Annotated in this window: 13 protein-coding genes; 7 read left to right on the plus strand and 6 right to left on the minus strand. The window is 63.7% G+C overall.

What is annotated here, in order from left to right; all coding sequences use genetic code 11:
* The 4 genes from CSQ93_RS19700 to CSQ93_RS19715 all read left to right on the plus strand — a co-directional run bounded on the left by CSQ93_RS19700 (window position 1) and on the right by CSQ93_RS19715 (window position 3,183).
* On the plus strand, window positions 1–837 hold the full coding sequence (locus tag CSQ93_RS19700) for a TPM domain-containing protein (RefSeq protein ID WP_099379482.1): 837 nt from the start codon (window positions 1–3) through the stop codon (window positions 835–837).
* On the plus strand, window positions 837–1,358 hold the full coding sequence (locus tag CSQ93_RS19705; RefSeq protein ID WP_099379483.1) for a TPM domain-containing protein: 522 nt from the start codon (window positions 837–839) through the stop codon (window positions 1,356–1,358). The genes CSQ93_RS19700 and CSQ93_RS19705 overlap by 1 nt, the downstream gene beginning before the upstream one ends.
* A gap of 86 nt (window positions 1,359–1,444) precedes the next feature.
* On the plus strand, window positions 1,445–2,209 hold the full coding sequence (locus CSQ93_RS19710; RefSeq protein ID WP_099379484.1) for an SDR family NAD(P)-dependent oxidoreductase: 765 nt from the start codon (window positions 1,445–1,447) through the stop codon (window positions 2,207–2,209).
* Window positions 2,210–2,757: 548 nt separating this feature from the next.
* Window positions 2,758–3,183: a VanZ family protein gene (locus CSQ93_RS19715; protein WP_233516266.1), complete on the plus strand. Its 426-nt coding sequence runs from the start codon at window positions 2,758–2,760 to the stop codon at window positions 3,181–3,183.
* Window positions 3,184–3,202: 19 nt separating this feature from the next.
* Here the strand turns inward: CSQ93_RS19715 and CSQ93_RS19720 are convergent, their stop codons facing one another.
* A complete protein-coding gene (locus CSQ93_RS19720; RefSeq protein WP_158301289.1) occupies window positions 3,203–3,481 on the minus strand; it encodes a hypothetical protein in 279 nt (92 codons plus the stop codon).
* A gap of 221 nt (window positions 3,482–3,702) precedes the next feature.
* On the opposite strand from CSQ93_RS19720, the gene CSQ93_RS19725 reads away from it, so the two are divergent.
* Window positions 3,703–4,173, plus strand: a complete 471-nt coding sequence (locus CSQ93_RS19725) for a hypothetical protein (protein WP_099379486.1) — start codon at window positions 3,703–3,705, stop codon at window positions 4,171–4,173.
* Window positions 4,174–4,214: 41 nt separating this feature from the next.
* On the opposite strand, the gene CSQ93_RS19730 is transcribed toward CSQ93_RS19725, so the two are convergent.
* Window positions 4,215–5,342 carry a M24 family metallopeptidase gene (locus CSQ93_RS19730; protein ID WP_158301290.1) on the minus strand — a complete coding sequence of 376 codons (1,128 nt, stop codon included), beginning with the start codon at window positions 5,340–5,342 and terminating at the stop codon, window positions 4,215–4,217.
* A 194-nt stretch (window positions 5,343–5,536) separates the two neighbouring features.
* Complete coding sequence (locus CSQ93_RS19740; RefSeq protein ID WP_099379489.1) at window positions 5,537–7,042, minus strand: dipeptidase; 1,506 nt, start codon at window positions 7,040–7,042, stop codon at window positions 5,537–5,539.
* Between the two features lie 214 nt (window positions 7,043–7,256).
* Between CSQ93_RS19740 and CSQ93_RS19745 the strand changes: the two genes are divergently transcribed.
* Both CSQ93_RS19745 and CSQ93_RS19750 read left to right on the plus strand, forming a co-directional pair.
* Window positions 7,257–8,267 carry an LLM class flavin-dependent oxidoreductase gene (locus tag CSQ93_RS19745; RefSeq protein WP_099379490.1) on the plus strand — a complete coding sequence of 337 codons (1,011 nt, stop codon included), beginning with the start codon at window positions 7,257–7,259 and terminating at the stop codon, window positions 8,265–8,267.
* Between the two features lie 316 nt (window positions 8,268–8,583).
* Window positions 8,584–9,798, plus strand: coding sequence for an MFS transporter (locus CSQ93_RS19750; RefSeq protein WP_099379491.1), 1,215 nt, complete (start codon window positions 8,584–8,586; stop codon window positions 9,796–9,798).
* A 50-nt stretch (window positions 9,799–9,848) separates the two neighbouring features.
* Here CSQ93_RS19750 and CSQ93_RS19755 read toward each other — a convergent pair whose 3' ends face one another.
* The 3 genes from CSQ93_RS19755 to CSQ93_RS19765 form a co-directional block, all read right to left on the minus strand.
* Window positions 9,849–11,477, minus strand: coding sequence for a M28 family peptidase (locus CSQ93_RS19755; RefSeq protein WP_099379492.1), 1,629 nt, complete (start codon window positions 11,475–11,477; stop codon window positions 9,849–9,851).
* Between the two features lie 137 nt (window positions 11,478–11,614).
* The gene (locus CSQ93_RS19760; protein WP_099379493.1) at window positions 11,615–12,451 is read right to left on the minus strand and encodes an HDOD domain-containing protein; all 837 of its coding nucleotides are present in this window, start codon (window positions 12,449–12,451) and stop codon (window positions 11,615–11,617) included.
* A gap of 121 nt (window positions 12,452–12,572) precedes the next feature.
* Window positions 12,573–13,658, minus strand: coding sequence for a BMP family ABC transporter substrate-binding protein (locus tag CSQ93_RS19765; protein WP_099379494.1), 1,086 nt, complete (start codon window positions 13,656–13,658; stop codon window positions 12,573–12,575).
* Window positions 13,659–13,665: the final 7 nt, after the last annotated feature.

Genomic DNA, 13,665 nt, shown 5'->3' on the forward strand with positions numbered 1-13,665 from the left:
ATGAAAGCCTGGTCCTACCTCGCGGCGCTGGCGACGGCGCTGCTGCTGTGGACGATGGCGCCAGCCGGCGCACAGGGCTTGCAGCCCGTGCCGCCGCTGGCCGCGCGCGTGACGGACAACGCCGGCATGCTGGACGCCAAGCAGAAAGCGGCGCTGGAAGGCGTGCTGGCCGATTACGAAGCCAAGACGGGCAGCCAGATCGCCGTGCTGCTGGTCAAGAGCACGGAACCGGAAGCCATCGAGCAATACAGCATCCGCGTGACGGATGCCTGGAAGCTGGGCCGCAAGGGCGTCGATGACGGCGTGCTGCTGATGGTGGCGAAGGACAATCCCTCATCCCTGCGCCGCCTGCGCATCGAAGCGGGCCGTGGCGTGCAGGGCGTGCTGACGGATGCGCAATCGAAACGCATCCTGCAAGACGTGATTGCCCCCCATTTCAAGCAGAATGACTATTACGGCGGCCTGGTGGCCGGCGTGGGGTCGATTGCCACTTTGCTGAACCAGGAGCAATTCCCCGCTCCGGCACAGCAGAAGGCGCCAGCCACCGTGGAAGCGGGCGGCATGACCTTCTGGCTGCCGCTGCTGTTCTTCGGCTTCCTCGTCGTGCTGACCCTGTTCCGCTCGCGCGGCGGCCCCACGCGGCTGCAGCGCGGCAGCAACTGGTCCAGCGGCGCCACCGGCGTCGTGCTGGGCAGCATCCTCAGCCAGGCGCTGAACAACCGCGGTGGCGGAGGAGGCTTCGGTGGCGGCGGTGGTTTTGGCGGTGGCGGTGGCGGCGGTGGTTTCGGTGGCGGCGGCGGCGGCTTTGACGGCGGCGGCGCCTCGGGAGATTGGTAATGACGAAACAACTGACATTCGGACAACGCTGCGGACGGGCCTTGAAACATTTGCGGGGCACGCCGGCGACGGCGCGCCAGGCGTTTCCAGAGCGCACCTTGAAAGCCATCGAGACGGCGATTGCCGATGGTGAAGCGATGCACCAGGCGGAAGTGCGCCTGATCGTCGAAGCGGCCCTGACGCCGGGCATGGCTTACCAGGGCGTGAGCAACCGCGAGCGGGCGCGCGAACTGTTCGCCCAGTATGGCGTGTGGGATACGGAAGACAACGTAGGCGTGCTGATCTACATCAACCTGGCCGAACACCAGGTCGATATCGTCGCCGACCGCAACGTGGGCCGGCGCGTCACGCCGGAGCAGTGGCAAGCCGTATGCCGCACCATGACGAAAGGGTTCAAGGATGGCAATTACCACGACAGTACGCTTGATGCCTTGCAGCAGCTGAATACCTTGCTGCAGAGCCACTTCCCCGCCAACGGCACGCGCGGCAACCAGTTGCCGAACGAACCGATCCTCCTCTGATTCCTGCCCAGGGATTAAAATCTGCCCATTGCCGCGCGGGCCGGTGACCTGGGCAGCGCGGCCCCTATTACCGCCGAGGAGCACACATGAAACTGATCAATAAAACCGCCATCGTGACGGGCGCCACGCAGGGCATCGGCCTGGCTTGCGCCACCCGCCTGATCGCCGAAGGGGCGCAAGTGATGCTGGTCGACATCAAGGAAGAAGGCGCGCAGGCGGCCGCCGCCCTCGGCCCGCAGGCGCGTTTCTTTTGCGCCGACGTCAGCCAGAAGGCGGACGTGGACGCCATGCTGAAGGAAACCCTGGCCCAGTTCGGCCACATCGATATTCTCGTCAACAATGCGGGCGTGACACACGCGGCCGATTTCCTCGACGTCTGCGAAGACGATTTCGACCGGGTCATGCGCATCAACCTGAAATCGATGTTCCTGTGCGGCCAGGCCGTGGCGCGCGAGATGGTCAAGCGCAACAGCGGCTGCATCATCAATATGTCCAGCGTGAATGCGGAACTGGCGATCCCTAACCAGGTGCCGTACGTGGTGTCGAAGGGCGCCATCAATCAGCTGACCAAGGTCATGGCCTTGAACCTGGCACCGCATGGCGTGCGCGTGAACGGCATCGGTCCCGGCACCATCCTGACGGAACTGGCCAAGCAGGCAGTGCTGTCGAGCCCGGAAGCGCGCCACACGATATTGTCGCGCACGCCGCTGGGCCGCTGCGGCGAGCCGGAGGAAGTGGCCGGCATCGCCGCCTTCCTGGCCAGCGACGACGCCACCTACATGACGGGCCAGACCATCTATGTCGACGGCGGGCGCATGGCGCTCAATTACACGGTGGCCGTGAAGGAATGAAGACAGACGCAGATAGTTATATCAAAAAATAATAATGGTTATCTGAAAAGACCATTAGACACATATCGTGCGACGCAGCATAATGCACCTGTCTCCACTATTCTCCTCCAAGAAAATAGTTTTAAGCCCGCTTTCACCAGCGGGCTTTTTTTTCGCTGTCACTGCTGAAACATGGCTATTCTTGCCATGATGCACAATCTTCCCGCTCCTTCTGCCTGCCGCAAAAAAATGTTGCGGCGTGTCATCAGCACGTCATCTTCGCCCCCTATACTTGCTTCATCTGCTGTACAGGCAACCGATATGCCTGACTACAGACAGGTGTGCCGCGATGGCACACCACTCCCCTTTCATGACCGTGGCGGGCGCCCGCAAGGCGCGCGACACGGTGAGTACCGAGCAACTCTCAACTCTTGACCCATTTCATTTGGGTTTTTGGCCCGCGTCCCCGCGGGCCTTTTTTTGCCTGCACGGCAAGCTCTTGCGCAAAAACACGGTGGCCCGCCCTGCCCATGATATTGTGACGGCCTTTCCACCTGTCCTGACGCCTCATGCCTGCACCCTTGCCCGAACTGTGTTTTGCCGACCGCTACGAACGCCTGCGCTACCGCACGGCGCTGGTGCTCTATGCTCTGGTGATCTTGATCGGCGACATTCCCGGCGTGCGCGCGGACGTGGGTCAATATGCGTCGGGCGGCGTGCTGCATTCCGTCGGCTATGGCGTGCTGGCCCTGATCCTGTTCAGCGGCACGAAAGGCAGCATGGCGCGCCGCGCGCTGCTGTCGGTGCTGATGGTGGCGGCCATGGGTGCGCTGGACGAATTCATCCAGAGTTTCCTGCCCTACCGCCGTGGCGCCGTCAGCGATTGGGTGGTCGATATCACGGCCGCCGCGGCGGTCTGCCTGCCGCTGTATTTCCTCTGGCCGAAAATGGTCGCCGCCGCCCTGGTCAAGGACGCGCCGCTGCCCGAAGCCTGAACGGGGGATGGCGCGCGCGTCAGGCGCGATCCGCTTCGCCATCCTGCAATGCCAGCCGCAACTGCCCCTGGCTGCGCTTGCCCAGGCGCCGCATCAGGGCGCGCGTTTCGCGCCGGCTGCCGGCCCCCATGGCGCGTGCCGCGTCGCGCTGCATGTCCAGCAACTGTTCCGAGCGCGCCAGCCGCACCAGGCCGTGCAAGGCCTGGGCCAGCACATGGCGCGCACGGGCATCGCGCGCAGTGCCGCCGATGGCCAGCACCAACTCATCGATCAGTTTTGCTGTAGGGCCAGATGACATTTTTTCTCCCGATTCAACAGTGAGGAAACGTGCAGCCGCACGAAGTGGTAATTGCCAGCATCTTTTATACCAAGCACGGCAATTGGACACTTGATCTAGCTCAATCGGCAACGACGGCCGCCGAACATCCCTGTTCCGCCATGCTCTTACATGCAGCAATCGCCGCTATCCGCAATCACCGCGGGTGCCGATCCTGAGTGTGCGACCATGAGGAGACCAAGATGAGATCGAAAACAACCCTGCTGCTGACCGGCCTGACATGCGCCTTGCTGGCAGCTTGCCATTCCACGGACCAAACCAGCCTGGCGCGCAGCAATAGCGGCGAAACCTATGCCGCGCCGGCCGGCACGACGCCGCAAAGCAGCGTGCCGGCCAGCAGCACGGCCAGTACAGCCGCCGATACCAGCAACGACATGAGCAGCGAACTGAGCCAGTCCACCATGAACATCAGTTCAGCCACGGTGCAATCGATCGTAACCGTGCCGCGCAGCATGGACGAAGGCAGTGGCGACATGCAGGCGGGCACGTCGGGCACCGCCGGCAGCACCTCGGGGGCGGCGGGCAACCTGCTGTACCGCGTCACCTTGCGCCTGGACGACGGCACGACGCGCACCTTTGTACAAAACACCCAGCCCGCCTTCCAGATCGGCGACCGGGTCAGCGTACAAAAAGGCGTGCTGCAGCGCTATTGATATTTACCGACACTGGCCGAGGCTGGTCGCAACTGACCGCATCAGGCCAGCGCCAGGGTCAGCGGCCGGCGGCGCCCCTGCACCACGGCCGAAGGCCAGGCCGGGTCGTGCGTCAGGTTGTGCAATTGGCTGCCGTCGAGCAGAAACGTGTCTTCCACCGTGCTGCCGGGCAGGCTGGGGTGGAAGGCCAGCGCCATGCCCCGCTTGAGGATGATTCCCGTGTGCGCGCCGGCCGCCACTTCGGGTGCCAGGTAGCCATGGATGCCACCCTGCCGGCTGGTGCGCACCGTATCGGGCTGGCCTGCATACGCGTAGGCGCTGTCGAGCGCGTGATACACCATGCTCAGCGCATGGCCCGTTTCGCAAGCGTCGAGCGCCACCGCTTCCAGCGCCAGCATGGCCGCATCGGCATCGTCCATGACCACCGCCGCGCCATCGGCACGATGCTGCGCCGGGCCGAAGCGCCGTTGACGGCTGAGGCTGGCGCACAGGCCGAAACGCCGTCCGCACAGGGCCAGCACGGCTTGCGTGCCCAGCACCGCCTGCGCTGGCGGTGCGCGCCGATAACGCTGTTGGCGCTCCTCCCCGCTGACCAGCACGTGCACGGCCTGCAAGCCCCGCAACCACAGCGCGCGCACGCACGCGGCAGCCAGTTCCAGCTCGCTCCAGTCGGGGCGAGCCTGGCGCAGCGCATCCGCAGCCGCGCTGGCTGCCAGTTGCCCCACCTGCCGGTAGCGCAACTGCTCCGATTCCAGCAGCACCAGACGCTCTTCACGCAGGGCCACGGGCAGGCTGCGTTCGTGCAAGCCGGGCCGGTCCGACAGGACAGGCGCGCCGCCGGCCACATGCCGCACGAAATGCTCGCGCAACTCATACAGCTGCGGCTGCATCCAGGGCGACACTTGCCACGTCCATGGCCCGCGCACTTCTTCCTCGCGCATGCGCATGGCTTCGGCTTCGTCCGTCAAGATGTAGGCGGCGTCGCGCGTCACCAGCACTTCCGCGCAGCCGCACTCGGTCGTATGGTAGTGGCTGTTCGACGCGCCCGCCGTGGCCCACGCAAACCAGTCCACGCCGCGCAGACGCACGGCGCCCGCCCGCTCCTGTTCCAGCCAACCCCGCATCTGCGCCAGCTTGTGCGCCACTTCCAGTTCCAGCGGCCAGTTCATGTCTTCCCCTCGTGCGGAATCCGGCGCGGCGCTACCCCGCCTGCCCTGCCTGGCGCCAGCCGGGCCTCGTCTTGTTCATGCATAGCTGCTCCCTTCCTACATGGAAACATAAGACTGGCGCGCGCATAAAAAGTTCAGTGCCCGGCTTCGTCTCAGGCTTGCAGTCTATGACTTCCGTCCATTTTTACAAGCCGCTATTTCGCCAGCTCGATCAGCACGGCCGTGTACATCTGCAAGTTCAACAGCAGCTGCTTTTCCGTGATGAACTCGTGTTCGGAATGCCCCGTGTACACGGTGTGCGGCATGGCCGGACCGAAACTGACGGCATTCGGGAACAGGCGCGAATTGGTGCCGCCGCCGATGGCGACCGGCTGCGGATTGATGACGCCCGTGTAGTGTTCGAAGACGGACAGCAAGGTGGGAATCTGCGGCGCCGCCGTCTGCAGCCACGGCTCGCCGATCTGCACCTGCAGGGTAGCCGGCACGTGGCGCCGCGCCTTCCAGCCGTCGAAGGCAGCCGTCACCTGCTGCTGCAACACGGCCGCCGTCTTGCCTTGCGGACGGCGCACATTGATATTCAGTTCCAGCGCGCCGCCGTTCTGTTTCAGTACCGTCGGCGCTACCGTCATCGGCCCCATGAAGCCGTCGCGGTAAGCGATCTGGCCAAAGCGTTCGCCGTAGATTCCAGTACCCACCAGTTCATTCAGGAATGACAGCATGTCAGCCGCCTGCGTGCCCTGCCACGGCCGCACGGCCAGCGCGTCGGCCAGCATGCTGATGGCGTTGACGCCGTCTTCCGGTTTCGACGAGTGGGCCGACACACCCAGCGCCGTCACCGTCAAGGTGCCGCCATCGCGCGCATACGTGTAGCGCGCGCCCGTTTGCTGCTGCGCGCGGGCGCGGATGGCCGCTTCCAGCGCGGCCGGCGCGCGCTCAATGACGGCTTGGGCGTCTTCCGGAATCTGACTGCCGAAAAAGCCGCCCGTCAGCCTCGTCAGCACGGGGCCGCCATCGGCCGGCAAGGCTGTGCGCGGCGGCAAGGTCAGCTTGATGGAACCATAGCCCTTCTCGGCCGTCACCACCGGGTATTCCGCATCGATGGTGATGTTCACTTGCGGCGGCGTATGGTTTTTCAGGAACTGTTTCAGCGGTTCCCAGTCCGATTCCTCGGCCATGTAGACGTACAACTCGATGCGCTTGCTCAGCGGCACCTTTTGATCCTGGATGGCTTTCATCGCGTACAGGGCCGTGGCAATCGGTCCCTTGTCGTCTTCCGTGCCCCGTCCCAGCAGTTTTCCAGGTTCGCTGGTGCGGTCCAGCTCGAATGGCGAACGGGCCCATTTGACGGGGTTCACAGGCTGCACGTCGCCATGCGTGATCACGCCCACCCGTTCGCTGCCACTGCCCATGCCGATGATCAGCACGTGGCCATGATCCTGGAAGTCGAAGCCCAGGCGCTGCGCCTCGGCCGCCAGGTAGCGCTTGAAACCCGTGTGCTGGGGATTGTCGGCAAACGGCACGGCCGGGTCGGCCACCGTGTTGTAGCTGACCATCTTTGCCAGGCTGGCGATCAGCGGTTCGGGATAGGTGGCCAGCGCGTAGCGGGCCGTCTCCTGCGCCTGCAGGCTGACGGGCGCAGCGTGAACGGAGGGCTGCAGCAGCAGGCCAATCAGGGTCAGCAGGACGGGTTTCTTGAACATGGCGGGACGCATAAAGTAGGGAAGCCAACTCTAGCATCGCCCGCATCGATTTCCAATCGATACGAGTTTTTTACCGATCAGTACGCAAATTCCCGATTCGCATTATCATGTGCACAGCCTGTCATCCCTGCCGCTTCCAAGGCCGACCCTGTTGTCGTCAGGGGATAGACAAATCGTCCATTGTGATTTTCCACCACGTCCCGATATCGCTACCATGATTCCATTTTCCATACTCGACCTGGCCCCCATCGCCGAAGGCAGCGATGCCAGCCAGTCGTTCAAGAACACGCTCGACCTGGCGCAGCACGGCGAACGCTGGGGCTTTAACCGCTACTGGCTGGCCGAACACCACGGCATGCCGGGCATCGCCAGCGCCGCCACGGCCGTCGTCATCGCCCATGTGGCGGCCGGTACGAAAACCATCCGTGTGGGGGCCGGCGGCGTGATGCTGCCGAACCACTCGCCGCTCGTCATCGCGGAACAGTTCGGCACCCTGGAAGCGCTGCATCCGGGCCGCATCGACCTGGGCCTGGGCCGCGCGCCCGGCTCCGACCAGACGACGGCGCGCGCCCTGCGCCGCGACCTGCAGTCCGATGCGGAACAGTTCCCGCAAGACGTGCTGGAATTGATCGACTATATGTCCGACGAACCGCGCCAGCGCGTGCTGGCCGTGCCCGGCAAGGGCGCGAAAGTGCCCGTGTGGATACTCGGGTCCAGCCTGTTCGGCGCCCAGCTGGCCGCCCACCTGGGCTTGCCGTATGCGTTTGCGTCGCACTTCGCGCCGCAAATGATGCTGCAAGCCGTGGCCTACTACCGCGAACACTTCAAGCCTTCGAAACAATTGGCGAAACCGTATGTGATGCTGGGCTTTAACGTCTTTGCCGCCGACACGGATGCGGAAGCGCACTTGCGCGCCACGTCGATGCAGCAAGCGTTCGTCAACCTGCGCACCGGTCGCCCGTCGCGTTTGCAGCCGCCCATGCCCGGGTACCTGGAGCAACTGGGTCCGCAGGAACGCGCCATGCTCGATTCCGTCCTGTCCTGCACGGCCATCGGCGCGCCGGACACCGTCAAGGCAAAAATGGCTGCCTTCATTGCCGAAACGGGCGCCGACGAGCTGATGATCACTTCGCAGATCTTCGACCACCAACACCGGCTGCGCTCGTATGAAATCACGGCGCAGGTGCATGCGGAGCTGGCACGCGGTCATAAAAACGTTTTCTAAACTGTCGCGAGCGGAAGTGAGTTGTGGACGAGACGCGGAGCTGTGCGGATGCACGGGGCCACCGAGGCAGTGAGCATCGCAGGCCGAGACTAACGACGCGCAGTAAGTTTAGAACACGTTTTAACTTCCTCACTCGGTATATCTCCTTATACCCTTTTCCCGGCCGTCGGCAACGATCGCCGGGATTTTTTTGCCTGGCGTTTTTGCCTGCAGGGTTTCCTTCCACCCCGCCGCAAAATCGGCCCTGCCCGGCAAGAAAAGCGCAGCCCCGCTATCATGCTCATCCAAAAGCGTCATTCCAAGAAAGTTGCATCGCATGAAATCTGCACCATCCAATATCGACGCCGGCGCCCTGCTGACGTCGACCCGCATCCTGCTGTTTGCCCTGTCCGCCGGCGTGCTCGTCGCCAGCCTCTACTATGTGCAACCGCTCACTTCCATGCTGGCCGCCTCGTTTGGCGTCAGCGTGCCGCAAGCCGGCTACCTGGTCACGGCCACGCAGATCGGCTATGTGCTGGGCATCGTGTTTCTGGTGCCGCTCAGCGATGTGCTGAACCGCCGCCAGTTGCTGACGTGGATGCTGATCGCCAAGATCGGCGCCCTGCTGCTGGCCGCTACCAGCCAGAATATTATCGTCTTTGCCATCGCCAGCGTCTTGATGGGGATCACATCCAGCGCATTAATGGTCGTCACGGCCATGGTGGCTTCATATGCGCCGGATCACAGCCGGGGCCGCATGGTGGGTACCGTCATGACGGGCTTGTTGTTGGGTATCTTGCTGGCGCGTACCGTGTCCGGCACGGTGTCGCAGATCAGCGGCGGCTGGCGCAGCGTCTACGTGCTGGCCGCCATCGTCGTCGCGGCCCTGCTCGTCATGCTGCGCCGCATCCTGCCAAACGAAGCGCCACGCGGCAAGCTGCAATACGGCAAGCTGTTGGCTTCCTTGGCCGACATCATCCGCCAGGAACCGTTGCTGCGCCAGCGCGCCCTGTTCTCGGGCCTGGGCCTGGGCACCTTCAGCGTGTTCTGGACGGGCCTGACCTTCTTGCTCAGCGGCGCGCCGTATCACTATTCGGAAATGCAGATCGGCCTGTTCGGCCTGGCCGGCGCCACGGGCGCGTTTGCAGCGAATACGGCGGGCCGCATGGCCGACCGCGGCTATGCGCGCCAGGCCACCTGGCTGCTGGCCGTCGCCTCGATCGCGGGCTGGGCCTTGATCGGCTTTGGCGCCCATTCGCTGGTGCTGCTGTTGATCGGCATCGTCCTGCTGGACATGGGCGTGATGGGCTTGCAAGTGACGCACCAGTCGATCATCTATAAACTGGCGCCGCATGCGCGGGCAAGGGTCACCACGGTTTTTATCGCGGGCGGCTTCATCGGCGCCTCCGCTGGCTCGGCCCTGGCCAGCGCCAGCTTTGCCGCCGGCGGCTGGCCCGCCCTGTGCATGGTCGGTGGCGCCATGCCGCTGTTGCTGCTGCTGGTGTGGAGCAAGTACCGGCACACGCAGCGCAGACTGGAACAGGCGAGCTGAGACGTAAAAAAAACCGCTCAAGATTGAGCGGTTTTTTTATGCCGAGACAGTTACTTCGCCTGCTCGCGCGCCTTGCCAAACGCATCACCCGCCTTCCAGGCCGGCATCTTCGCCGCGTTGGCCACGGCTTGCCCCAGGTTCAGGGTAAATTGCGCCTGCTGCGTCATGCCGGACAAATCCCAGCTGGCATCGTACTCATCGGTGACTTGATGGTAGCGGGGGCCGTAGGCCGCCGCCTTGGCTTTCGACGCGGCCACGTCCTTGATGTACTCGCGTCCGCCATTGATGGAAAACGCGGGCACGCCCGCCTTGGCAAAGCTGAAATGGTCGCTGCGGAAATAGCCGCCCGCCAGGTCGGGACGCGCCTGCGCGATATGCATGCCCATGGCTTTGGCCACCGTGGCTGCCATGGCGCCCAGCTCCGTGCGCTCGCTGCCCTGCGCGCCGATGTCGTGCGTGGCACCGACAAAGTTCAGGCTATCGAGGTTCAGCGCGGCAGCCGTCTTGTTCAGGGGCCACAGCGGGTCGGCCGCATACGCGGCGCTGCCCAGCAAGCCTTGTTCCTCGGCCGCTACCCACAGGAAGATCTGCGTGCGCTTCGCCGGTTTTTTCACGGCTTCCTGCGCCATGGCCAGCAAGCCAGCCGTACCGGAAGCGTTGTCGACGGCGCCGTTGTAGATCGTATCGCCACTATCCCCTTGCTTGCCCAGGTGGTCCCAGTGGCCGCTGTAGATGACGGCTTCCTCTTTCAGTGTCGGGTCGGTGCCCGGCACCATGCCGGCGATATTGAACTGTTCCACCTTGCGCACGGCCGACTTCATTTCGCCGCTCAGCTTGGCGTTCAATGCGACGGCCTTGAAGTCCTTGCTTTCCGCTTGCGCGCGCAAGGCGTCCAGATCCTGCCCACCCGCAGCAAACAGGCGGTGCGCCGCGTCTTCCGCGATCCAGCCCTGCAGCGGCGTGCCGGCAGTGCGGTCAGCCAATTGAAAGCGCTCGCTGCCGCTCCAGCTGTTCTGCACCACGCTCCAGTCGTACGACGCGGACGGTTTCGTGTGGATCAGCAACACGCCAGCCGCGCCCTGGCGTTTGGCTTCCTCGAATTTGTAGGTCCAGCGGCCGTAGTAAGTCAGCGCCTTGCCAGCGAAACGGTTTGGTTCGGCAGCGGTCGGCTGCGGGTCGTTGACCATCATGACGACGATCTTATTTTTGACATCGACACCCTTGAAATCGTTCCAGCCTTCTTCCGGGGCCGTGATGCCGTAGCCGACAAATACCAGTGGCGCGTCGAAGGTGTGGGCGCCAACGGAGTCGCCCGTAGCCCAGACCCAGTCCGGGCCGAACGCCAGCGGTACGGGCTTGCCGCCCGCCACAGCCTGCAGGCTGCTCTCGGCTGGCAAGGATTTCACGCCGGCGATCTGCACGCTCTGGCGGTAGCTGTTGCCGCGCACGGGTTGCAAGCCGGCCATCTGCGCCTGGGTTTCCAGGTAGGCCACCGTCAGGTCAGCCCCCCGTTGGCCCGTGCCGCGGCCTTCCAGCAAATCGTTGGACAGGAAGGCCAGGTGGGCGCGCAAGGGTGCTTCCTGCACCACGGGCATGCCGGTCGCGGCGTGGGCGGAAAACGCCAGCGCCAGGCTGGAAGCGAGCGCCGTGACGGCCAGGGAAGAAAACAGCTTCTGCATAAGATCCTTTGGGTAAGAGGAGGAAAGCGGTCCGGCGGATGGCCGAGCCGGCGATTGTATGCCATGGGGAAAGATGGATCAAAATGCGGACGAAAAAAATCCCCGCGGCAAGGGCGGGGATTTGGCAGGGAGAACGTTCAGACCAGCAGTGCGGCCGCCAAGGATTCGATCTCTTCGGCCGATTCCTCGAGGATGGTGTGCAAGGTGCTGCCGCCGATGCCGAAGTCGATCTTCGCCGCCGCCTGGCGCCGCGCGGCGCTTTCCGGCGGGTGCAAAGGCGAGCCCACGGGCGACAGATCGTTGGCCAGCACCAGGGTCGCGCCCAAGGTGCGGGGCGGGAACGGGCTGCCGCCATGCCACATGCCTTCCACGGCTTGCAAGACCATGTCCGGCACTTGCAACTGGCGCAGCACGCCGCGGCCGATCAGCTTTTCGCCGTATTCGATCCAGTCTTCGGTATTGTCGTCCAGCAAGCCCGGATATTCCTCGGCGCGCGACAGCAGATAAAAGCCGCCCACTTCGTGCACGATGGCGGCGAACATGGCCGTTTCCACGTCCACGTGCGTGACTTTCCGCGCGATCACCTGGCTCAGCGCGGCCACGTGGGCCGTGTGTTCCCACAGCTTGGCCGCCTTGGCGCGCAATTGCGGGTCGGTAATCTGGCTGCCCAGCTGGCGCACGATGACGGACGCCACCATCGACTTTAATGTGGCAAAACCCAGGCGCGAGACAGCCGCGCGCACATTGGCGATTTCATTGCCGGAACGGTTGTAGGCGGCCGAGTTGGCCAAGGCCACCACCCGGGCCGACAGCAGCGGCTCGGCCATGACCATGCGGGCAGCCGCTTCGATATGGCAATCGGGGTCGTCCAGCGCTTCCTGCAGCTTCAAGGTGGCCTTGACGTTGGCGGGGAACGTCAGCTCGCCCTTGCTCGCTTGCAGCGCGATAATCTTGAATACTTCCAGTCTATCCATGGGTCAATCTCCGGTACGGGCCTGTTCAGGCTCTGCTGTGTGGATGGGCCGGGAATGCGCATGTATCCCCGGCCTGGCTCCCGTTTCCGGCAATATTACAGCAAGTTCAAACTCAAACCTATTACTTTCCGGAAACTTTTCCTGCCACGCCTTCGACAAAATAATCCATCTTCGTCAGCGCCGCATCGTCCAGCACGCCTTTGTCCAGGCGCACCTTGCCGTCGTTATCCTTGATCGGCGCGCTGAAAGGATTGAGCTTGCCAGCAACCAAGTCTTTCTCGCGCGCCAATACAAACTGTTTCACGTCGGCCGGCACGGCGGCGTTGATGCCTTCCAGCTTGACCATGCCATCCTTGATGCCGCCCCAGGTGCTGCTGGACTTCCACGTGCCGTCGAGCACGGCCTGCGCCTGCTTCGTATAGTAGTCGCCCCAATGGTGGGTGACGGCGGCCAGCTGCGCCTTCGGGCCGTACTTTTTCATGTCCGAGTGGTAGGCGATCGCATACTTGCCCTTTTCTTCGGCCGCCTGCACCACGGCGGTCGAGTCCGTGTGGTGGGTGACCACGTCGGCGCCCTGGCCGATCAGGGTGATGGCCGCGTCGCGCTCCTTGCCCGGATCGAACCAGCTATTGACCCACACCACTTTCACTTCCGCCTTGGGGTCGACGCTGCGCATGCCGCGCGTGAAGGCGTTAACGCCCTGCAACACTTCCGGGATGGGAAACGCCGCCACATAACCGGCCACATGCGTCTTGCTCATCTTGCCTGCCAACACGCCGGCCAGGTAGCGGCCCTCGTAGAAACGCGCGTTGGTATTGGCCACGTTGACGGCCGTCTTGTATCCCGTCAAATGAATGAACTTCACATTAGGAAATTGTTTCGCCACTTTCAAGGTGGGATTCATGTAGCCGAACGAGGTCGTGATGACCAGCTTGCTGCCCGTTTGCGCCAGGTCACGGATCACCCTTTCCGCATCGGCGCTTTCCGGCACGTTTTCCACATACTTGGTGGTGATCTTGTTGCCCAGCGCCTTTTCCATTTCCTTGCGGGCCAGATCATGCTGCGTGGTCCAGCCCGCGTCGCCGATGGGGCTGATGTAAACAAAGCCGACACTCAGCGGCGCAGTGGCGGGAGCGGCGGCCATGACGGGCATGGCGGGCATCAGCGCCGCACTGCAAACGGCGGCGCACAACAGTTTCTTGGACATGGTTTTC

Origin of the sequence: Janthinobacterium sp. BJB426 (genome assembly GCF_002735705.1) — a bacterium.
GTDB lineage: Bacteria > Pseudomonadota > Gammaproteobacteria > Burkholderiales > Burkholderiaceae_D > Janthinobacterium.

Coding starts and splice junctions, on each gene's coding strand:
- CSQ93_RS19745 (WP_099379490.1), top strand. CDS start 7,257: ATGATTCCATTTTCCATACTCGACCTGGCCCCCATCGCCGAAGGCAGC.
- CSQ93_RS19765 (WP_099379494.1), bottom strand. CDS start 13,658: ATGTCCAAGAAACTGTTGTGCGCCGCCGTTTGCAGTGCGGCGCTGATG.
- CSQ93_RS19710 (WP_099379484.1), top strand. CDS start 1,445: ATGAAACTGATCAATAAAACCGCCATCGTGACGGGCGCCACGCAGGGC.
- CSQ93_RS19725 (WP_099379486.1), top strand. CDS start 3,703: ATGAGATCGAAAACAACCCTGCTGCTGACCGGCCTGACATGCGCCTTG.
- CSQ93_RS19760 (WP_099379493.1), bottom strand. CDS start 12,451: ATGGATAGACTGGAAGTATTCAAGATTATCGCGCTGCAAGCGAGCAAG.
- CSQ93_RS19755 (WP_099379492.1), bottom strand. CDS start 11,477: ATGCAGAAGCTGTTTTCTTCCCTGGCCGTCACGGCGCTCGCTTCCAGC.
- CSQ93_RS19715 (WP_233516266.1), top strand. CDS start 2,758: ATGCCTGCACCCTTGCCCGAACTGTGTTTTGCCGACCGCTACGAACGC.
- CSQ93_RS19705 (WP_099379483.1), top strand. CDS start 837: ATGACGAAACAACTGACATTCGGACAACGCTGCGGACGGGCCTTGAAA.
- CSQ93_RS19700 (WP_099379482.1), top strand. CDS start 1: ATGAAAGCCTGGTCCTACCTCGCGGCGCTGGCGACGGCGCTGCTGCTG.
- CSQ93_RS19740 (WP_099379489.1), bottom strand. CDS start 7,042: ATGTTCAAGAAACCCGTCCTGCTGACCCTGATTGGCCTGCTGCTGCAG.
- CSQ93_RS19750 (WP_099379491.1), top strand. CDS start 8,584: ATGAAATCTGCACCATCCAATATCGACGCCGGCGCCCTGCTGACGTCG.
- CSQ93_RS19730 (WP_158301290.1), bottom strand. CDS start 5,342: ATGAACTGGCCGCTGGAACTGGAAGTGGCGCACAAGCTGGCGCAGATG.
- CSQ93_RS19720 (WP_158301289.1), bottom strand. CDS start 3,481: ATGTCATCTGGCCCTACAGCAAAACTGATCGATGAGTTGGTGCTGGCC.